Origin of the sequence: Pseudomonas kielensis (genome assembly GCF_030505375.1) — a bacterium.
Lineage (GTDB): Bacteria > Pseudomonadota > Gammaproteobacteria > Pseudomonadales > Pseudomonadaceae > Aquipseudomonas > Aquipseudomonas kielensis.
Map to the genome: position 1 here is coordinate 4,034,473 of NZ_CP130043.1, position 19,346 is coordinate 4,053,818.

17 protein-coding genes are annotated in these 19,346 nt (G+C 62.7%); 10 read left to right on the forward strand and 7 right to left on the reverse strand.

The window, feature by feature from the left end; translation table 11 throughout:
• The first annotated feature begins 112 nt into the window (after nt 1-112).
• Together Q1W70_RS18970 and Q1W70_RS18975 are read left to right on the forward strand one after the other, a co-directional pair.
• A complete protein-coding gene (locus tag Q1W70_RS18970) occupies nt 113-478 on the forward strand; it encodes a glycine zipper domain-containing protein (protein ID WP_166590058.1) in 366 nt (121 codons plus the stop codon).
• A 269-nt stretch (nt 479-747) separates the two neighbouring features.
• Complete coding sequence (locus Q1W70_RS18975) at nt 748-1,440, forward strand: HAD-IA family hydrolase (RefSeq protein ID WP_166590059.1); 693 nt, start codon at nt 748-750, stop codon at nt 1,438-1,440.
• A 76-nt stretch (nt 1,441-1,516) separates the two neighbouring features.
• Here Q1W70_RS18975 and Q1W70_RS18980 read toward each other — a convergent pair whose 3' ends face one another.
• Nucleotides 1,517-2,263: a 3-oxoacyl-ACP reductase family protein gene (locus Q1W70_RS18980; protein ID WP_166590060.1), complete on the reverse strand. Its 747-nt coding sequence runs from the start codon at nt 2,261-2,263 to the stop codon at nt 1,517-1,519.
• A gap of 125 nt (nt 2,264-2,388) precedes the next feature.
• Here Q1W70_RS18980 and Q1W70_RS18985 point away from each other — a divergent pair, with 125 nt between their 5' ends.
• Nucleotides 2,389-3,312, forward strand: a complete 924-nt coding sequence (locus tag Q1W70_RS18985; RefSeq protein WP_182341450.1) for a LysR family transcriptional regulator — start codon at nt 2,389-2,391, stop codon at nt 3,310-3,312.
• Between the two features lie 40 nt (nt 3,313-3,352).
• Here Q1W70_RS18985 and Q1W70_RS18990 read toward each other — a convergent pair whose 3' ends face one another.
• Nucleotides 3,353-4,087 (reverse strand): phosphoadenylyl-sulfate reductase, encoded by a 735-nt coding sequence (locus Q1W70_RS18990; RefSeq protein WP_302097753.1) that lies wholly within the window; start codon nt 4,085-4,087, stop codon nt 3,353-3,355.
• A gap of 174 nt (nt 4,088-4,261) precedes the next feature.
• Between Q1W70_RS18990 and thrH the strand changes: the two genes are divergently transcribed.
• On the forward strand, nt 4,262-4,879 hold the full coding sequence (gene thrH, locus Q1W70_RS18995) for a bifunctional phosphoserine phosphatase/homoserine phosphotransferase ThrH (RefSeq protein WP_166590063.1): 618 nt from the start codon (nt 4,262-4,264) through the stop codon (nt 4,877-4,879).
• Nucleotides 4,880-4,965: 86 nt separating this feature from the next.
• Here the strand turns inward: thrH and pabB are convergent, their stop codons facing one another.
• The 4 genes from pabB to rloA form a co-directional block, all read right to left on the reverse strand.
• On the reverse strand, nt 4,966-6,309 hold the full coding sequence (gene pabB / locus Q1W70_RS19000; protein WP_166590064.1) for an aminodeoxychorismate synthase component I: 1,344 nt from the start codon (nt 6,307-6,309) through the stop codon (nt 4,966-4,968).
• A gap of 152 nt (nt 6,310-6,461) precedes the next feature.
• Nucleotides 6,462-7,448, reverse strand: coding sequence for an alpha-L-glutamate ligase-like protein (locus tag Q1W70_RS19005; RefSeq protein WP_159997133.1), 987 nt, complete (start codon nt 7,446-7,448; stop codon nt 6,462-6,464).
• Nucleotides 7,448-8,980, reverse strand: coding sequence for an osmotic stress tolerance membrane protein RloB (gene rloB / locus Q1W70_RS19010; protein ID WP_166590065.1), 1,533 nt, complete (start codon nt 8,978-8,980; stop codon nt 7,448-7,450). Before rloB ends, Q1W70_RS19005 begins: the two co-directional genes overlap by 1 nt.
• Nucleotides 8,981-8,985: 5 nt before the next feature.
• Nucleotides 8,986-9,522, reverse strand: coding sequence for a retropepsin-like aspartic peptidase RloA (gene rloA, locus Q1W70_RS19015; protein WP_166590066.1), 537 nt, complete (start codon nt 9,520-9,522; stop codon nt 8,986-8,988).
• 269 nt (nt 9,523-9,791) lie between these two features.
• Between rloA and Q1W70_RS19020 the strand changes: the two genes are divergently transcribed.
• From Q1W70_RS19020 to prpD, 6 genes are all read left to right on the forward strand, one after another.
• Nucleotides 9,792-10,514: a GntR family transcriptional regulator gene (locus tag Q1W70_RS19020; protein WP_166590067.1), complete on the forward strand. Its 723-nt coding sequence runs from the start codon at nt 9,792-9,794 to the stop codon at nt 10,512-10,514.
• On the forward strand, nt 10,511-11,401 hold the full coding sequence (gene prpB, locus Q1W70_RS19025; RefSeq protein ID WP_027618049.1) for a methylisocitrate lyase: 891 nt from the start codon (nt 10,511-10,513) through the stop codon (nt 11,399-11,401). The genes Q1W70_RS19020 and prpB overlap by 4 nt, the downstream gene beginning before the upstream one ends.
• 134 nt (nt 11,402-11,535) lie before the next feature.
• Nucleotides 11,536-12,663, forward strand: coding sequence for a bifunctional 2-methylcitrate synthase/citrate synthase (gene prpC / locus Q1W70_RS19030; protein ID WP_302097754.1), 1,128 nt, complete (start codon nt 11,536-11,538; stop codon nt 12,661-12,663).
• Between the two features lie 197 nt (nt 12,664-12,860).
• Nucleotides 12,861-15,452 (forward strand): Fe/S-dependent 2-methylisocitrate dehydratase AcnD, encoded by a 2,592-nt coding sequence (acnD, locus tag Q1W70_RS19035; protein WP_166590069.1) that lies wholly within the window; start codon nt 12,861-12,863, stop codon nt 15,450-15,452.
• Nucleotides 15,453-15,504: 52 nt separating this feature from the next.
• Nucleotides 15,505-16,695, forward strand: coding sequence for a 2-methylaconitate cis-trans isomerase PrpF (prpF, locus tag Q1W70_RS19040; RefSeq protein WP_302097755.1), 1,191 nt, complete (start codon nt 15,505-15,507; stop codon nt 16,693-16,695).
• Nucleotides 16,696-16,849: 154 nt separating this feature from the next.
• Complete coding sequence (gene prpD / locus Q1W70_RS19045) at nt 16,850-18,334, forward strand: 2-methylcitrate dehydratase (protein ID WP_302097756.1); 1,485 nt, start codon at nt 16,850-16,852, stop codon at nt 18,332-18,334.
• 37 nt (nt 18,335-18,371) lie between these two features.
• On the opposite strand, the gene Q1W70_RS19050 is transcribed toward prpD, so the two are convergent.
• Nucleotides 18,372-19,310: a DMT family transporter gene (locus Q1W70_RS19050; RefSeq protein ID WP_265538043.1), complete on the reverse strand. Its 939-nt coding sequence runs from the start codon at nt 19,308-19,310 to the stop codon at nt 18,372-18,374.
• Nucleotides 19,311-19,346: the final 36 nt, after the last annotated feature.

A 19,346-nucleotide genomic window follows, 5' to 3' on the forward strand; every position in this document is an offset into this window, starting at 1 on the left:
CCAATTGCTGTCCAACCCTCGCGCACAGGAAGGTTGGCAGCGTCCCCGTGTGGACAGCCCCTTCATTAGCAGCCCATTTCTACGATTCAATATTCTGTTTGAGGTTTATGTCATGCGTTTAACTCTGCCTGCTTTGGTTCTGGGGCTTCTGGTCGCTCAAGGTGCAATGGCTGCCGGTGATGGCACCGCGGCGTTGGGTGGCGGCCTGGGTGGCGCGTTGGGCAATGTGGTTGGTCAGAAGCTCGGTGGCAGCACCGGTGCGACCATTGGCGCGGGTGTCGCCGGCGCTGCCGGTGGTGCTGCGGGCGCACACAAGGGTAATCGCACCAAGGCCGCCATTGGCGGGGGTGTCGGCGCGGCCGGCGGTTCGGTCATCGGGCGTTCGCTGGGCGGCAAGAATGGGGCAACCATCGGTGCCGGCCTGGGCGGAGCCGCCGGTGGCGCGGTAGGTAACAGCATGGGCAAGAAGGGTCACTGATCCTTCGCCGCGATGCACCAGAGAAGCCCTGCCCTATGGTCGGGCTTCTTTGTTTGTGCTGGTCGCACACCATCAGGGTTCACAGCTCCAGCTGATCGGCGCGGATGCCGAAGGCCCTGCTGCCAATATCGCGGCGGGCAAATGGTTGCCCCAGGCAAACCAGGCTCGTTATGCTGCTGAACCCTTTCATCGACCGTTGCCCGGTCGATGAGGGCCATGGCCGCCCCTGAGCCGTTCCTGGAATGTTGTGTTGATAACGGACAGATGCGATGAGTGCACAGCTGGAGTTGGGCCCGATCAAGGCCGTGATTTTTGATATGGATGGTCTGTTGCTGGATACCGAGGGCATTTACACCGAGGTCACGCAGATCATCGCGCAACGTTATGGCCGTACGTTCGACTGGAGCATCAAGCAGAACATCATTGGCCGTGGCGCCGCCGACCTGGCGCGCTACGTGGTGCAGGCGCTGGAGTTGCCCATCAGTGCCGAGGAATTCCTGCGGGTTCGCGAACCCTTGATGCAGGAGCGGTTCCCCCTTGCGCTGGCGATGCCAGGGGCGCGGGAGCTGGTTGAGCATTTGCAGGCCAACAACATCCCGATTGCCGTGGGTACCAGTTCTTCGAGTCAGTCCTTCGCGCAGAAAACCACGTTGCACCGTGACTGGTTCGCGCTGTTCGACACCATCGTCACCGCCGACGACCCTGAAGTCGGCGCCGCCAAGCCGGCCCCGGACATCTTCCTCACCGCCGCGCGCCGCCTGGGCGTAGCGCCTGAGGATTGCCTGGTGTTCGAGGATTCGCCGTTTGGTGTCACCGCGGCGAAAGCGGCGGGGATGACCGCGGTGGCGGTGCCGGACGCCGCCATGGCTGACGAAAAGTATGCCCATGCCGACAGCATCTTGCGTTCGCTGAAGGCTTTTTCCCTGCAATCCTATGGCTTGCCGGCGCTCGAAACGGCTTGAGCGCTGAGCCAGGCACAGTAAAACGCCGGGTAACCTGTGCAGGGTTGCCCGGCGTTTTTTTGTACCTGTAAAGGGCTCAGGCGCCAAAACCACCGTCGATGGTCAGGCTGGCGCCGGTGATGTATCCCGCTTCCGGACCGGCCAGGTAGGCGACGAAGCTGGCGATTTCGCCAGCGGTGCCATAACGGCCCACAGCCATCAATGGGATCAGGCTCTCGGCAAACTCGCCGTGGGCCGGGTTCATGTCGGTGTCGACCGGGCCGGGTTGCACGTTGTTGATGGTGATGCCCCGTGGACCCAGGTCGCGGGCCAGGCCCTTGGTCAGGCCGACCAGTGCGGCCTTGCTCATGGCATACGGGCCACCCCCAGCGAAGGGCATGCGGTCGGCGTTGGTGCTGCCGATGTTGATGATGCGACCGCCTGCGCCCATGTGCCGTGCAGCTTCCTGGCTGGCGATGAATACGCTGCGCACGTTGATGGCCAGTGTCTGGTCGAAGTCTTCGAGTGTGAAATCCTCCAGCGCAGCAACGGCCAGCACGCCTGCGTTGTTGACCAGGATGTCCAGCCGACCGAAGGTTTGCACCGTGCTATTGACCGCCTGGCGGATGGCGGCGGCATCGGCGCTGTCGGCCTGGATCGCCAGGGCCTTGCCGCCTGCGGCGATGATGCTGTCCTGCAGTGCCTGAGCCTTGGCGGTGGAACTGACGTAGGTAAAGGCAACGGCGGCGCCTTCAGCAGCCAGGCGCTGGACGATGGCCGCGCCGATACCACGGGAACCGCCCTGAATCAGCGCTACTTTGCCGCTCAAAGGTTGAGTGGTCATATCGATCTCCAAAGTCCCGGGGCGAAGTGTCCCGGTTGATGGAGCCTAGTATCGATTTCCCATTACCTCCTGAGTAGACCCTGATTGCGATAGTCTGTGTAAACCAGAAGTTTATAGTGGCGATCATGGAAACCTTCAGCAGTATCGAATGCTTTGTCCGCAGTGCCGAGGTCGGCAGCTTTGCCGAGGCGGCGCGACGCTTGAGCCTGACCCCGGCGGCGGTGGGCAAGAGTGTCGCCAAGCTGGAGGCGCGCCTGGGCGTGCGGCTGTTTCAGCGCAGCACCCGACGCCTGACGCTGACCGAGGCCGGTCAGTTGTTTCTCGGCGAGGTCAGCGCCAGCCTGCATACGATCCAGAATGCGGTGGCCAACCTGGCCAGTGCCGAAGGGCGTCCGGCCGGGACCCTCAAGGTCAGTATGGGCACGGTGTTCGGCCGACTGTACATCGTGCCGTTGCTGGGGGAGTTCCTGGGGCGCTATCCGGCGATCAACCCGGACTGGCATTTCGATAACCGCCAGGTCGACCTGATCGGCCAGGGCTTTGACGCGGCGATTGGCGGTGGCTTCGAGTTGCCCCAGGGGGTGGTTGCCCGGCGACTGACCCCGGCCCATCGGGTGCTGGTGGCGTCGCCGGAGTACCTGGCACACCAACCGCCGGTGATTGAACCGGATGATCTGCGGCACCACGACGGCATCCTGATTCGCTCGCCGCAGACCGGCCGCGTGCGCTCCTGGCAGTTAACCAGTCGCCAGCAGCAACACAGCCCGCTGAATCTCAGGGTGCGGATGACCCTGAGTGACTCGGAGGCGGCCTGTGCCACGGCGACCCAGGGCTTGGGCATCGCGCTGGTGAGCCTGCCGTTTGCGCTGGGTTATCTGCAGGCGGGAACGTTGCAGCGGGTGTTGCCGGACTGGTATGTCGATGACGGCAACATTTCCATCTATTACGCCGAGCACAAACTGCTGCCGGGCAAGACCCGGGCGTTTGTCGATTTCATCATTGAGCAGTTCGCGCAGCAGCAGTGGGCTGCGCGATTCAGCGCGGTCTGATTCGCGAGCAAGGGCAGTGCCGGCCCTCGCTCCTTCAGGATCAGGCTTTCTTGATGATGTTGCCGGCGTGCAGGCCACATTCTTTCTGGGTGGCTTCTTCCCACCACCAGCGACCTTCGCGCTCGTGCTGGTTCGGCAGCACCGGACGGGTGCAGGGTTCGCAGCCGATGCTGATGAAGCCGCGTTCGTGCAGGCTGTTGTAGGGCAGCTCCAGCATGCGGATGTAGCCCCAGATCTCTTCGCTGCTCATTTGCGCCAGCGGGTTGAACTTGTACAGGGGGCGTTCGGCGGTGGAGAACGCGCCGTCGATTTCCAGCACGGCCACCTGGCTGCGGGTTCCCGGGCTCTGGTCGCGGCGTTGGCCGGTGGCCCAGGCGCGCACGCTGGAGAGCTTGCGGCGCAGCGGTTCGATCTTGCGGATGCCGCAGCATTCGCCGTGACCGTCCTTGTAGAAACTGAACAGGCCCTTTTCCTTGACGAAAGGTTCCAGCTTGCTGTGGTCCGGCGACACCAGTTCGATCGGGATGTTGTAGTGCTCGCGCACCTGGTCGATGAACCGATAGGTCTCCGGGTGCAGGCGACCGGTGTCGAGGCTGAAGACCTTGACGTTTTTGTTGAGCTTCCAGGCCATGTCCACCAGCACCACATCTTCGGCGCCGCTGAAGGAGATCCACAGGTCATCCCCGAACTCGGCAAAGGCCAGTTTGAGAATGTCCTGGGCGGATTTGTTGGCATAGGTCGCGGCGAGTTCAGCGACGTCGAACGATGGGCTCATCAGGGCGGTTTCCTACAGGTCGGTGGCGCTAAGCGCTCTATAGGGAGGCGATGTTAGCAAAAACCCGGGCCCGCTGGCGCGCTTGTCTGCGTTGCACAGCCGGTGACGACTCGCTAGAGTTCGGCAGTCCTTTTGCTCGCTCAACTCAATAATCAGTACAAATGGGAGTGTGTTGTGGAAATTGCCTGTCTCGACCTGGAAGGTGTCCTGGTCCCGGAAATCTGGATCGCCTTTGCCGAAAAAACCGGGATTGAATCCCTCAGGGCAACCACCCGGGATATTCCCGACTACGACGTGTTGATGCAGCAGCGCCTGCGCATCCTCGACGAGCACGGCCTGAAGCTGGCCGATATCCAGGAAGTCATCGGCACTCTCAAGCCGCTGGAGGGCGCCGTCGAGTTCGTCAACTGGCTGCGTGAGCGCTTCCAGGTGGTGATCCTGTCCGACACCTTCTACGAATTTTCCCAGCCGCTGATGCGTCAGCTGGGGTTCCCGACCTTGCTCTGCCATCGCCTGGTCACCGACCAGACGGGTCGGGTCACCGGTTATCAGTTGCGCCAGAAAGACCCCAAGCGCCAGTCCGTGCTGTCCTTCAAGAGCCTGTACTACCGGGTGATTGCCGCCGGTGATTCGTACAACGACACCACCATGCTGGGCGAAGCCGATGCCGGGATTCTGTTCCATGCGCCCGACAACGTGATCCGCGAGTTCCCGCAGTTCCCGGCGGTGCATACGTTTGCCGAGTTGAAGCAGGAGTTCATCAAGGCTTCCAACCGGGAGTTGAGCCTGTAACCGTCCGTGAGGACGCCATCGCAAGCAGGCTCGCTCCCACAATGGAATGTGATCTCCTTGTGGGAGCGAGCCTGCTCGCGATGTTTTTATAGGTTCTGCAGGGTTTCGAGCAGCACCTTCACCTTGGTGATCGACTCCTGATACTCGGCCTGCCACTGCGAGTCGGCGACGATTCCGCCGCCGCCCCAGCAGCAGACCTGGGCGTCCTTGACCAGCAGGCTGCGGATGGCGATCGAGCTGTCCATTTGTCCGCGCACGTCCAGGTACAACAATGAGCCGCAGTACAGGCCGCGACGGGTGGGTTCCAGTTCGTCGATGATCTGCATCGCGCGGATTTTCGGTGCGCCGGTGATCGAGCCGCCGGGGAAGCTGCCGGCGATCAGGTCGAGGGCGTCCTTGTCGGCTGCCAGCTCGCCGGTGACGCTGCTCACCAGGTGGTGCACGTTGGGGTAGCTTTCCAGGCTGAACAATTGCGGCACACGCACCGAGCCGATACGGCAGGTGCGGCCCAGGTCGTTGCGCAGCAGGTCGACGATCATCAGGTTTTCCGCGCGGTCCTTGGGGCTGGCCAGCAATTCGGCGGCGTTGGCCGCGTCTTCGGCGGCATCGCGTCCCCGTGGGCGGGTGCCTTTGATCGGGCGGGTCTCCACCTGGCGCTGGCTGACTTTGACAAAGCGTTCGGGTGACAGGCTCAGTACCGCGCCGCCGTCGGGCAGGCTCTGGAAGCCCGAGAACGGCGTGGGGCACGCCGCCCGCAGTGCGCAATAGGCCGTCCAGGCGTCGCCCTGGCATTGGGCGCGGAACCGTTGGGCAAAGTTGACCTGATAGCAGTCACCGGCCTGGATGTAGTGCTGGATGCGCTCGAATGCCTGCCGATAGTCTTCAGGGCTGAGGTCGGGCTGCATGGGGCCCTTGAGGCTGAAGGACGCGCTGTTCGCGGCGACCGGTTGGCTGAACACCTCGCACAGGCGCTGGCGCTCGGCTTCGCTGATCGTGGGGTGAAACACCAATTGGCTGGTGCCCAGCAGGTGGTCGCTGATCAGCGCCCAGGCATACAGGCCGAAGCGCGCATCGGGCAGTTGCAGATCGTCCTGCGCCTGGTGGGGCAGGGCTTCAAGGTGGCGGCCGAAATCGTAGCTGAGGTAGCCGATCAGGCCGCCGGCGAACGGCAACTCCAGGGGCGCCGGGATCGCCGCTTCGCCCAATTGGCCAAGGGTGGCGCGCAAGCGTTGCAGGAATGCGGTGCCGCTTTCGTCCGGCGCGACCGCCAGCGTCGCCAGCGGCCAGGCGCTGAGCAGGTCATAGCGCCCGCGCTCGGCGCTGGGCCGGCCACTGTCGAGCAGCACGCTGCCGGGGGCATGACGGATCGCCGCGAAATACTCGGCGGGATTGGCGTGATAGGGCAGCGGGTATACGGAACAGGTCGACATGAGCGGGGTAGATCAGCCATCGAGGCGGGGTGGCGATTGTAGTCCTCTGCAGGAAATGCTCCTAGAGGGGATTGGCTATCGCCAGCAGGCTGGCCTGCCCACAGACCCACTGTGGGCGCCAGCCTGCTGGCGATAGGTGCAGCGTTTGGCGATCAGCCCTCGACCGCAGGAATATGCCCGAACCTGTCCTGGACAAACCGCACGCGCTCCTCCACGGTTTCGCTGATGCCCTGGGCCTTGAGTTCTTCCAGGCGCGCTTCCACCGCGTGGGTGCGCAAGGTCAGCCCGCAGTCGTTGGCGATCTGGATGTTCAGCCCCGGGCGCGCGTTGAGCTCGAGAATCAGCGGGCCTTTTTCCTGGTCCAGCACCATGTCGACGCCGATGTAGCCCAGGCCGCACAGTTCATAACAACCGGCGGCAAGCTTCATGAAGCCGTCCCAGTAGGGCAGTTGCACGCCGTCCACCGCGTTGGTGGTGTCCGGGTGTTTGGTGATGATGTTGTTCAGCCAGGTGCCACGCAAGGTCAGCCCCGTGGCCAGGTCGACACCGACGCCGATGGCGCCCTGGTGCAGGTTGGCCTTGCCGCCGGACTGACGCGTCGGCAGGCGCAGCATGGCCATCACCGGATAACCCATCAGCACGATGATGCGGATGTCCGGCACGCCCTCATAGCTGATGCTCTTGAAGATCTGGTCGGGAATCACCCGGTATTCGATCAGTGCGCGGTCGCGGTGGCCGCCCAGGGAGTACAGGCCGGTGAGGATGCTGGAAATCTGGTGCTCGATTTCCTCGTGGCTGATGATCTTCCCGGACACGGTGCGGTAGCGCCCTTCGAAACGGTCGGCGATCACCAGGATGCCGTCGCCGCCGGCACCCTGTGCCGGCTTGATGACGAAGTCGCTGTGCCCGTCGATGATCTCGCCGAGCTTGTCGATTTCCTTCTCGGTGGAGATCACCCCGTACATCTGCGGCACGTGGATGCCGGCCTTGATTGCCCGTTCCTTGGTGATGATCTTGTCATCGACGATCGGGTACAGGCTGCGCTTGTTGTACTTGAGCACGTAGTCGGCGTTACGCCGGTTGATGCCCATGATGCCCCGCGCTTCCAGGGCCTTCCAGGTCTTCCAGAAGCCGAACATTACGAATCAGCCTTGAGGAAGGCTTTGAAACGCACCAGCTCGGTCAGACGGTAGCCGCGATAACGCCCCATGGCCAGCATGAAGCCCACCAGGATCAGCAGGATCGCCGGGAAGGTGAAGACGAAATACACCAGCTCAGGCACGCTCATGATCAGGTGCGCCAGGGAGGCCGCGAACAGGGTGCCGATCGCCACTTTCATGGCATGGCCACCGCCGCGCTCTTCCCAGGTGATCGACAGGCGTTCGATGGTCATGGTCAGGATCACCATCGGGAACAGCGCCACCGACAGGCCGCGTTCCAGGCCCAGCTTGTGGCTGAACAGGCTGATGGCGGCGATCAGCACCACCACGAACGTCAGCACCACCGACAATCGCGGCAGCATCTGCAGTTTCAGGTGCTCAAGGTAGGAGCGCAGCGACAGGCCCAGGGCGGTAATCACGGTAAACAGCACGATACCGAAGCCCAGTTGGGTTTCGCGAAACGCCAGGGCGATCAGCACCGGGGTGAAGGTACCCAGGGTCTGCAGGCCGATGAGGTTACGCAGGACCAGGATCACCAGCACGCCAATCGGGATCATGACCATGATCATGAAGGTCTGCTGGGTTTGCAGGGGCAAGCCGTACAACGAGTACTCGAGGAAGTTGGCATCGGTATTTTCGTCGGTCAGCTTGGCCAGGCGAATGGCGTTCATTTCGCTGTTGTTCAGGCTGAAGGTCACGGTGGCTTTCTTGCCACCGTCCACGGTGATCAGGTTGTCATCGCCGGTCCACCACAGCAGGCGGTCGCTCGGCAGGCCCTGCTCGCCCGTCTCGGGGTTGAAGTACAGCCAGTCGGTACCGTTGAAGCTGCGCAGCCAGAGTTCCGGGGACTGGGGCTGGTCGGCCACCAAGCGGATGGTGTGGACCTTTTCCACCGGCACGTGGGCGATGGACAGCAGCAGTTCGACGATCTTGGCCTTGTGCGCCGGCGTCGGGTCGCCCGCCAGGAGCATCTTGGCGTTGTCGTCGTTGCTGTTGTTGACCCGCTTGATCGCTTCGCTGATGAAGGTCTCGACGTCGGCCGAGTGCTGGCGAATCGGCGCGAGCAGGGCTTCGGCGGCGATTTTCTCCGGGCCTTCGATGGCGATGCTGTCGCGGAAGGTCGGGCCCTTGATCTTGGGTTTTTCGGCGGTGTAGCGCTTGGTCAGCACCAGGCGGTAGTACAGGGTCTGGTTGCCCTTGGCGCGGCGGGCCGACCAGGTGACTTTGCGGTTGCCGTCGACGCGGTTGACCGCCACCCCATAGTTGTTGGAGATGAAGCTTTCATTGAGGCTGACGTAGTCGCGGCTCAAGGGCGGCACGAACATCTGGATCTTCACCGGGTCCTTGGCGCTGGCGACAAACTCGACCTTGGCGTCGATGTTCCACAGGTCGTCGGTGGCGTCTTCGGTCACCGGGATGCCCAGCACGAAAATCTGATAGGCCGTAACTGAAATGCCCAGCACCACCAGGATGGCGATCAGCAGTTTCAGATGGAGGGTAAGAGAGCGCATGGGTATTACTCTGCGGTGTGAGCGTCGGTGGCGCAGGCGGGTTTGCCAGCAGCGTATTTAAGACTGGGGTCGACCAGTGCATCGAAGCGTTTCAAGGCTTCGGAGCCGATCAGGAGCGGGTATTGGAATGCACTTCGGTCGGTCAAGTTCACTTCTATGCTGCGCAAAGCCGATCCCATGCAGATATCCAGCTCGATGACCGGGCGCGCGGTGTACTTCTTGCCCTCTTCGGGATCGTAGTCGCCGGCGCGCCGCTTGATCTTGCTGACGCGGGCCAGCGGGCGTTCGATGGGGTGCGAATGAGCCGTGTCGATGGCCAGGTAGAAGCGCACCCAGGATTCGCCGTTGCGTTTGAAACGCTTGATGTCGCGGGCGCTGAGGGAGGCGGTCTTGGCCCCGGTGTCGAGTTTGGCCGCGACTTCCAGGTCGATGCCTGACAGCTGGGCGTATTCGTTGAGACCGTACACGGTCTTTTCGCCCGCGTAACCGAGGCCCGGCAGGCAGAACAGGCAGAGCAATAAAGGGAGGTGCTTGAGTCTCATAAATCCTGGCGCGTTGCTGTCCATTCTTCAGTTCAAGGTGACTGGCATTGCTGCACAAGCGCCTCGTATGCCTGCCATATAAAGATGACAGGCAATTGCGGGCGGCATTCTAGCACGGTGGTTTTCTGGTGCCAGCGCCGAGGTGGTCCTTCGATTTCGATTTATCCAAAGGGTTTATTAGACGATTGTCGACAATCACTCTATTTCCTTTGACTGGCAGACTGGTATTGGCTAGTTTATGGCGCATTGACTCACAAGGTGTCGACAATATGCTGGATCAACTCGATCCCCCGGTGCTGGCCTCGGACGATTCGGAAACCCTTTCCGAGAACGTCTTTCGCCGCATCCAGGCGGCCATCGTCAAAGGTGACATCGCCCCGGGCAGCAAAATCTCCGAGCCAGAGCTGGCGCGCACCTACGGCATCAGCCGTGGACCGCTGCGCGAGGCCATTCACCGCCTTGAGGGTCAGCGCCTGCTGGTGCGCGTGCCGCACGTCGGGGCCCGAGTGGTATCGCTGAGCCATGCCGAATTGATCGAGCTCTATGAGATCCGCGAGTCGCTGGAAGGCATGGCCTGTCGCCTGGCCGCCGAGCGCATGAGCAGCGCAGAGATCGACGAGCTGCGCCGCGTCCTGGAAACCCATGAGCGCGACGAGGCATTCCAGGCTGGCGTGGGCTACTACCAGCAGGAAGGCGATTTCGACTTCCACTACCGGATCATCCAGGGCAGCGGCAACCGTACGCTGACCCAAATGCTCTGCGGCGAGCTGTATCAACTGGTGCGCATGTACCGCATCCAGTTTTCCGCCACCCCCAATCGGCCGCGCCAGGCGTTCGCCGAACACCACCGAATTCTCGATGCCATCGCCGACCGTGACGGTGAATTGGCCGAGTTGTTGATGCGTCGACACATCGGCGCCTCAAAACGCAACATCGCCCGTCACTATCAGGACGGCGCCCATCAGACAGTCACTCCACGAGGTGAGTCATGAGTTCCAACAAGAGCACACCAGGCCAGCGTTTCCGTGATGCGGTTGCCAGCGAGCAGCCGTTGCAAGTGGTCGGCGCGATCAACGCCAACCACGCGCTGCTGGCCAAGCGCGCCGGTTTCAAGGCTATTTATCTGTCCGGTGGCGGGGTGGCTGCCGGCTCCCTCGGCGTGCCGGACCTGGGCATTACCGGGCTGGATGACGTGCTGACCGACGTCCGTCGGATCACCGATGTCTGCGACCTGCCGTTGCTGGTGGATGTCGACACCGGCTTTGGCTCCTCGGCCTTCAACGTGGCTCGTACCGTCAAGTCGATGATCAAGTTCGGCGCGGCGGCGATCCACATCGAGGACCAGGTGGGCGCCAAGCGCTGCGGCCACCGTCCGAACAAGGAAATCGTGACCCAGCAGGAAATGGTCGACCGCATCAAGGCGGCCGTGGATGCGCGCACCGATGACAGCTTCGTGATCATGGCCCGTACCGACGCCCTGGCCGTCGAAGGCCTGGAATCGGCCCTGGATCGAGCCGCTGCCTGCATCGAGGCCGGCGCCGACATGGTGTTCCCGGAAGCCATCACTGAGCTGGAAATGTACAAGCTGTTCGCCAGCCGCGTGAAAGCGCCGATCCTGGCCAACATCACCGAATTCGGCGCCACGCCGCTGTACACCACCGAGCAACTGAAGGCGGCCGACGTGTCGCTGGTGCTGTACCCGCTGTCGGCGTTCCGTGCCATGAACAAGGCCGCCGAGAACGTCTACACCGCGATCCGCCGCGATGGCACGCAGCAGAACGTCATCGACACCATGCAAACGCGCATGGAGCTCTACGATCGCATCGACTACCACACCTTCGAGCAGAAGCTCGATGCGCTGTTCGCGGCAAAGAAATAAGGCAAGCCCTGTAGCCGCTGTCGAGCTCGCGAGGCTGCGTTCGAGTCCGCAGGACTCGCCAGCTGCTACACATATACGTTGTTAATCAGAAAGAACTTGCCGATTCCCTAAAAAATTCAAGATTGGAGACAGCAATGGCCGAAGCAAAAGTATTGAGTGGCGCCGGGCTCCGTGGTCAGGTTGCCGGGCAAACCGCACTGTCCACCGTTGGGCAGGAAGGTGCAGGCCTGACTTACCGTGGCTACGACGTGCGCGAACTGGCGGCGGATGCGCAGTTCGAGGAAGTGGCCTACCTGCTGCTGTACGGCGAGCTGCCGAGCCGGGCGCAACTGGACGCTTACGTCGCCAAGCTGAGCCAGCTGCGCGACCTGCCGCAAGCCTTGAAGGAAGTGCTTGAGCGCATTCCGGCCGACGCCCACCCGATGGATGTGATGCGCACCGGTTGCTCGTTCCTGGGGAACCTGGAGGCGGAGCACAGCTTCAGCGAACAACACGACAAGACCGACCGCCTGCTGGCCGCCTTCCCAGCGATCATGTGCTACTGGTACCGCTTCAGCCACGATGGCAAGCGCATTAATTGCGTCAGCGACGAGCCGTCCATCGGTGGTCACTTCCTGCACCTGCTGCACGATGAGAAGCCAAGCGAGTTGCACGTCAAGGTGATGAACGTGTCGCTGATCCTCTACGCCGAGCACGAGTTCAACGCGTCGACCTTCACCGCGCGGGTCTGCGCTTCGACCCTGTCGGACCTGTTCTCCTGCATCACGGCGGCCATCGGTTCGCTGCGTGGCCCGCTGCACGGTGGCGCCAACGAAGCGGCGATGGAAATGATCCAGCGCTTCTCGTCGCCTGAAGACGCGATCAAGGGCACCCTGGGCATGCTTGAGCGCAAGGACAAGATCATGGGCTTCGGCCACGCGATCTACAAAGACAACGATCCGCGCAATGAAGTGATCAAGGGCTGGTCGAAAAAACTCGCGGACGAAGTCGGTGACACGGTGCTGTTCCCGGTCTCCGAAGCCATCGACAAGACCATGTGGGAGCAGAAGAAACTGTTCCCCAATGCCGACTTCTACCATGCCTCGGCGTACCACTTCATGGGTATCCCGACCAAGCTGTTCACCCCGATCTTCGTCTGCTCGCGCCTGACCGGCTGGGCGGCGCATGTGTTCGAACAGCGCGCCAACAACCGCATCATCCGCCCGAGCGCCGAGTACACCGGCGTCGAACAGCGCAAGTTCGTGCCAATCGAACAACGCTGAATGGTGAGGGCCGGTACCGGGATCTGAACTCAACGCAGATCCCTGTAGGAGCGAGCTTGCTCGCGATGGAGAGTCATACACATTGGTGTCGACTGATACACCATCGCGAGCAAGCTCGCTCCTACAGTGGATTGTGTTGATTTCGAAACTGGCGCCTGGCCCCACCTCTTGAAACTACCGTGACCCGAGTCCCGACGATGAACACAGAATTTCGCAAATCGCTGCCCGGCAGCCAACTGGATTACTTCGACGTCCGTGCGGCGGTCGAAGCCATTCAGCCTGGCGCCTACGACACCCTGCCGTACACCTCCCGCGTGCTGGCGGAAAACCTTGTGCGTCGCTGTGATCCGGCCACGCTCACCGAATCCCTGAAGCAGTTCATCGAACGCAAGCGCGACCTCGACTTCCCGTGGTTCCCGGCGCGGGTGGTGTGCCACGACATTCTCGGCCAGACCGCCCTGGTGGACCTGGCCGGCCTGCGGGATGCGATTGCCCTGCAAGGTGGCGATCCGGCACAGGTCAACCCAGTGGTGCCGACTCAGTTGATCGTCGACCACTCCCTGGCCGTCGAGCGCGGTGGTTTTGATCCGGAGGCGTTCGAGAAGAACCGCGCCATCGAAGACCGGCGCAACGAAGACCGTTTCCACTTCATCAACTGGACCAAAAAAGCCTTCAAGAACGTCGACGTGATCCCGCCGGGCAACGGCATCATGCACCAGATCAACCTGGAGAAAATGTCTCCGGTGATCCAGGTGCGTGACGGCGTGGCGTTCCCGGATACGTGCGTGGGCACTGACAGCCATACCCCGCACGTCGATGCCCTGGGCGTGATCGCCATTGGGGTCGGTGGCCTGGAAGCCGAAAGCGTGATGCTCGGCCGTGCCTCCTGGATGCGCCTGCCGGAAAGCGTCGGCGTTGAACTGACCGGCAAGCTGCAACCGGGTATCACCGCCACCGACATGGTGCTGGCGTTGACCGAATACCTGCGCCAGCAGAAGGTCGTCGGTGCCTGGCTGGAGTTCTTCGGCGAAGGTGCATCGCGCCTGACCCTGGGCGACCGGGCGACCATTTCCAACATGGCCCCGGAATACGGCGCCACCGCGGCGATGTTCTACATCGACCAGCAGACCATCGACTACCTGAAACTCACCGGCCGCGAAGACGAGCAGGTGCGTCTGGTGGAGCAGTACGCCAAGCAGACGGGCCTGTGGGCCGACAGCCTGGTGGGCGCGCAGTATGAGCGCAACCTGAGTTTCGACCTGTCTTCGGTGGTGCGCAACATGGCCGGCCCGAGCAACCCGCACGCCCGTGTCGCGACCTCGGACCTGGCGGCCAAGGGTATCTCCGGGCAATGGGATGACGTGCCTGGGCAAATGCCTGACGGCGCGGTGATCATCGCGGCCATCACCAGTTGCACCAACACCAGCAACCCGCGCAACGTGATTGCCGCCGGCCTGCTGGCGCGCAACGCCAACAAGCTGGGCCTGACCCGCAAGCCGTGGGTCAAGTCGTCCCTGGCACCGGGCTCCAAGACTGTGGCCCTGTACCTGGACGAGGCCGGCCTGACCGACGAGCTGGAGCAATTGGGCTTTGGCGTCGTGGCGTTTGCCTGCACCACGTGCAACGGCATGTCCGGTGCGCTGGACCCGGTGATCCAGCAAGAGATCATCGATCGCGACCTGTACGCCACCGCCGTGTTGTCGGGTAACCGCAACTTCGACGGGCGGATTCACCCGTACGCCAAGCAAGCCTTCCTCGCGTCGCCGCCGCTGGTCGTGGCCTATGCCATTGCCGGGACCATCCGCTTCGACATCGAAAAAGACGTGCTGGGCGTGGTCGACGGTCAGGAAATCCGCCTCAAGGACATCTGGCCAAGCGACGAAGAAATCGACGCCGTGGTCAAGGCCTCGGTCAAGCCGGAGCAGTTCCGCCAGGTGTACATTCCGATGTTCGCCATCCATGAAGACACCGGCCCGAAAGTCGCACCGCTCTACGAGTGGCGCGAGCAGAGCACCTACATCCGCCGTCCGCCGTACTGGGAAGGCGCGTTGGCCGGGGCCCGCCCGCTCAAGGGCATGCGCCCGCTGGCCGTGCTGCCGGACAACATCACCACCGATCACCTGTCGCCGTCCAACGCGATCATGCTCGACAGCGCCGCCGGCGAATACCTGGCGAAAATGGGCCTGCCGGAGGAAGACTTCAACTCCTACGCGACCCACCGTGGCGACCACTTGACCGCACAGCGCGCGACCTTTGCCAACCCGAAACTGTTCAACGAAATGGTCCAGGAAAACGGCAAGGTCAAGCAGGGTTCGCTGGCGCGGGTCGAGCCGGAAGGCCAGGTCATGCGCATGTGGGAAGCCATCGAAACCTACATGGAACGCAAGCAGCCGCTGATCATTATTGCCGGTGCCGACTACGGCCAGGGTTCGTCCCGCGACTGGGCGGCCAAGGGCGTGCGCCTGGCGGGTGTGGAGGCGATCGCGGCCGAAGGCTTCGAGCGTATCCACCGCACCAACCTGGTAGGGATGGGCGTGTTGCCGCTGGAGTTCAAGCCGGGCACCGACCGCAAGACCCTGGGTATTGACGGTACCGAAACCTACGATGTGGTGGGCGATCGCACCCCGCGTGCAACCCTGACCCTGGTTATCACCCGCAAGAACGGTGAGCAGGTCCAGGTGCCGGTCACCTGCCGCCTGGATACCGCTGAAGAGGTGTCGATCTACGAAGCGGGCGGCGTGTTGCAGCGCTTTGCCCAGGACTTCCTCGAATCGGCTGTCGCCGTTTAACACGACGTGCCGCGCGGGGCGTCAGTCCCGCGTCGGCCCACTAAGGACCATCATGGCTCACGCACCTCAGATCAAGATTCCCGCCACCTACATGCGTGGTGGCACCAGCAAAGGCGTGTTCTTCAGCCTCCAGGATCTGCCCGAGTCGGCGCAGGTTCCTGGCCCGGCGCGCGATGCGCTGCTGCTGCGGGTGATTGGCAGCCCCGACCCTTACGAAAAGCAGATCGACGGCATGGGCGCCGCGACCTCGAGCACCAGCAAGACGGTGATCCTGTCCAAGAGCATCAAGGCCGATCACGATGTGGATTACCTGTTTGGCCAAGTTTCCATCGACAAGCCGTTTGTCGACTGGAGCGGTAACTGCGGCAACCTGTCGGCCGCGGTCGGTTCGTTCGCCGTCAGCAGCGGCCTGGTGGATCCCGCCCGTGTGCCGGAGAACGGCGTGGCCGTGGTGCGTATCTGGCAGGCCAACATCGGCAAGACCATCATCGCTCACGTGCCGATTACCCAGGGCGCGGTGCAGGAAACCGGTGATTTCGAACTCGACGGCGTGACCTTCCCGGCCGCTGAAGTGCAGTTGGAATTCATCAGCCCAGCGGCCGAGGAAGAGGGCGCCGGCGGTTCGATGTTCCCCACCGGCAACCTGGTGGATGAGCTGCACGTGCCGGGTGTTGGCACCTTGCAGGTGACCATGATCAATGCCGGCATCCCGACGATTTTCGTCAATGCCGAGGATATCGGTTACACCGGCCGCGAATTGCAGGGCGAGATCAACGGCGATCCCAAGGCATTGGCCATGTTCGAGACCATCCGCGCCCATGGCGCCTTGCGCATGGGCTTGATTGCCAACCTCGACGAAGCGGCCAAGCGCCAACACACCCCCAAGGTAGCGTTCGTCGCGCGGCCTGGCGATTACCTGTCGTCCAGCGGCAAACCCGTGGCAGCCGGCGATGTCGATCTGCTGGTGCGGGCGCTGTCCATGGGCAAGTTGCACCACGCAATGATGGGCACCGCAGCAGTGGCCATCGGCACAGCGGCGGCCATCACCGGGACCCTGGTCAACCTGGCGGCCGGCGGCATCGAGCGCAACGCGGTACGTTTCGGCCATCCGTCCGGCACCTTGCGTGTCGGCGCAGAGGCTAACCTGGTGGACGGCGAATGGACCGTGACCAAAGCCATCATGAGCCGCAGCGCGCGAGTGCTGATGGAAGGCTGGGTGCGGGTCCCGGGGGATTCGTTCTAACCTTGAAACATCGCCCCTTGTGGGAGCGAGCACGCCGCAAGCGGGCGCTCGCTCCCACAGTCGAGCCCATTCCTACAAGAAAATATCGGTTACCCAGCCGTATCAGTCCTGAACCGAGGTCCCATTTACGAACCACTGCCCGAGTGAATCGAACATGAGCGCCAACGTTGACCTTAACAACCGTCCCGACTATGACCTGGTCCTGCAGGACATTGCCGACTACGTCCTGAACTACCGGATCGAGTCCCAAGAGGCCCTGGACACCGCCCGCAACTGCCTGCTCGACACCCTCGGTTGCGGCCTGCTGGCCCTGCGCTTTCCCGAATGCACCAAGCACCTTGGACCGATGGTCGAAGGCACGATCGTGCCCTTTGGCGCCCGGGTGCCAGGCACGAGTTTTCGCCTGGACCCGGTGAAGGCGGCCTGGGACATTGGCTGCATCGTCCGCTGGCTCGACTACAACGACACCTGGCTGGCCGCGGAATGGGGTCATCCCTCGGATAACCTGGGAGCAATCCTGGCGCTGGCCGATCACTTGTCGCAGAAGCGCCTGGCCAATGGCGACGCGCCGCTGACCATGCGCGCGGTGCTCGACGCCATGATCATGGCCCACGAGATTCAAGGGGTGATTGCCCTGGAGAACTCCTTCAACCGGGTCGGCCTGGACCACGTGCTGCTGGTCAAGGTCGCCTCGACCGCGGTCAGCGCCAAACTCCTCGGCGCCAGCCGCGAGCAATTGCTGGCGGCGCTGTCCCACGCCTTTGTCGATGGCCAGGCCCTGCGCACTTACCGGCATGCGCCGAACGCCGGCTCACGCAAATCCTGGGCAGCGGGGGACGCGTCCAGTCGCGGGGTGCGCCTGGCGGACATCGCCCTGCGCGGTGAAATGGGCATTCCCGGCGCGCTGACTGCCGCGCAATGGGGCTTCTACGACGTACTGTTCAGCCATACCAACAAGGACCTGGCGCTCAAGCCGGCGGAGCAGCGCGCGTTCAGTTTTTCCCAGCCCTACGCCAGCTACGTGATGGAAAACGTGCTGTTCAAGATCAGCTTCCCGGCCGAGTTCCATGCGCAGACCGCCTGCGAGGCGGCGGTGACCCTGCATCCGCAGGTGCGTAATCGCCTGCATGAGATCGACCGGATTGTCATCACCACCCACGAATCGGCCATCCGCATCATCTCCAAGGTCGGGCAACTGGCCAACGCCGCCGACCGCGATCACTGCATCCAGTACATGACCGCCGTGCCGCTGGCGTTCGGTAACCTGGTGGCCGAGCACTACGAAGATCAGTTCCATGCCGCGCACCCGATCATCGATGTGTTGCGCGAGAAGATGGTCATCGTCGAGGAGCCGCGTTTCACCCGCGAGTACCTGGAGGCCGACAAACGTTCGATCGCCAATGCCCTGCAGGTGTTTTTCAAGGACGGCTCGAGCACCGAGCAAGTGCTGGTGGAGTACCCGATCGGCCATCGCCGGCGGCGCGCCGAGGGTATTCCGTTGCTCGAGGACAAGTTCAAGGCCAACCTCGCCACGCGTTTCACCGCCCAACGCACGGCGCAGATCTTTGCCCTGTGCAAGGATCAGGCGGCCCTTGAAGCGACACCGGTGAACCGCTTCATGGACCTGTTCGTGATCTGACCGATAGCCCTGCCGCAGCGGATGTCGTGGCTGGCGGTTACTTGGCCAGCCACTTCTCCACGGGCAACTTGGTGATCGCAAACCCCATCAGCAGTACCGCCGAGTACCCGATCAGTTCCCGCGAAATCACCTGTCCCTCGTACCAGGCGCCGATCATCACCGCGAACACCGGAAAAATGATGAACACGAAGGACAGGATGATCGGACTCAAGCGCTTGAGCAGGACGAAGTACACGATGAACCCGCCCACCGACGCCACCAGCCCCAGATAGAGCAGGGCACCCCACGAGCGCGCGCTGATGGTCGCGAAGGCCGGGGTCTCGACCGCCAGTCCCGCCACAAACAACAGCAGCCCGGCGATACCGATCGGCAGGGTGTTGTAGGTGATGACGCTGATGGCGCTCCCGTGTTTTTTGGTCACCACGTAACACAGCGCATGCAGGATCGCCGCCGTGAGAATCGCCAGCACGCCGAACAGTTCGGCATGGTCCAGGTGCAAGCCCTGGCTGCGGATGATCATGAACAGGCTGGCAAAGCCGATGGCGATGCCCAGGACCTGGGAGGCATAGATTTTTTCCCGCAGGAACAGCGCCGAGAACAGCAGGATAAACACCGGCATGCAGCTGAACAGGAGGGCGGTGAGCCCTGACGAAACGTGCATCTCGCCATAGTTGAGCAAGTAGTACGGCAGGCTGAAATACGAAAGGGTGACGAACAGGAAGAACCAGCGACTGCCCTTGGGAAACAGCAAGGGTTCGCGGCGCCAGGCGGCAAAACTCAGGAACAGCGGGAAGGCGATCAGAAAACGCAGGCCGGCAGCGGTCAGCGGCGGCACGCTTTCGACGGCGATCTTGATCCCCAGCCAGGTCGTGCCCCAGCTCAGGCAGACAATCAGGAACAGCACGCTGGTGATCAAGCCCGACAGCCAGCGGCGGGGGTGTCTTTGGAGGGTATCGACGGCGATGGCAGTGGGCATGCTCGGGCACCTGGGCGTGATGGGAATTGACCGGGT

Excerpts from the sequence above, each read along its gene's own strand:
- prpD (WP_302097756.1), top strand. The coding sequence starts at position 16,850 with ATGAGCGCCAACGTTGACCTTAACAACCGTCCCGACTATGACCTGGTC.
- rloA (WP_166590066.1), bottom strand. The coding sequence starts at position 9,522 with ATGAGACTCAAGCACCTCCCTTTATTGCTCTGCCTGTTCTGCCTGCCG.
- Q1W70_RS19020 (WP_166590067.1), top strand. The coding sequence starts at position 9,792 with ATGCTGGATCAACTCGATCCCCCGGTGCTGGCCTCGGACGATTCGGAA.
- prpF (WP_302097755.1), top strand. The coding sequence starts at position 15,505 with ATGGCTCACGCACCTCAGATCAAGATTCCCGCCACCTACATGCGTGGT.
- Q1W70_RS19005 (WP_159997133.1), bottom strand. The coding sequence starts at position 7,448 with ATGTTCGGCTTCTGGAAGACCTGGAAGGCCCTGGAAGCGCGGGGCATC.
- Q1W70_RS18975 (WP_166590059.1), top strand. The coding sequence starts at position 748 with ATGAGTGCACAGCTGGAGTTGGGCCCGATCAAGGCCGTGATTTTTGAT.
- prpB (WP_027618049.1), top strand. The coding sequence starts at position 10,511 with ATGAGTTCCAACAAGAGCACACCAGGCCAGCGTTTCCGTGATGCGGTT.
- prpC (WP_302097754.1), top strand. The coding sequence starts at position 11,536 with ATGGCCGAAGCAAAAGTATTGAGTGGCGCCGGGCTCCGTGGTCAGGTT.
- Q1W70_RS18970 (WP_166590058.1), top strand. The coding sequence starts at position 113 with ATGCGTTTAACTCTGCCTGCTTTGGTTCTGGGGCTTCTGGTCGCTCAA.
- acnD (WP_166590069.1), top strand. The coding sequence starts at position 12,861 with ATGAACACAGAATTTCGCAAATCGCTGCCCGGCAGCCAACTGGATTAC.
- Q1W70_RS18990 (WP_302097753.1), bottom strand. The coding sequence starts at position 4,087 with ATGAGCCCATCGTTCGACGTCGCTGAACTCGCCGCGACCTATGCCAAC.
- Q1W70_RS18985 (WP_182341450.1), top strand. The coding sequence starts at position 2,389 with ATGGAAACCTTCAGCAGTATCGAATGCTTTGTCCGCAGTGCCGAGGTC.
- Q1W70_RS19050 (WP_265538043.1), bottom strand. The coding sequence starts at position 19,310 with ATGCCCACTGCCATCGCCGTCGATACCCTCCAAAGACACCCCCGCCGC.
- pabB (WP_166590064.1), bottom strand. The coding sequence starts at position 6,309 with ATGTCGACCTGTTCCGTATACCCGCTGCCCTATCACGCCAATCCCGCC.
- Q1W70_RS18980 (WP_166590060.1), bottom strand. The coding sequence starts at position 2,263 with ATGACCACTCAACCTTTGAGCGGCAAAGTAGCGCTGATTCAGGGCGGT.
- rloB (WP_166590065.1), bottom strand. The coding sequence starts at position 8,980 with ATGCGCTCTCTTACCCTCCATCTGAAACTGCTGATCGCCATCCTGGTG.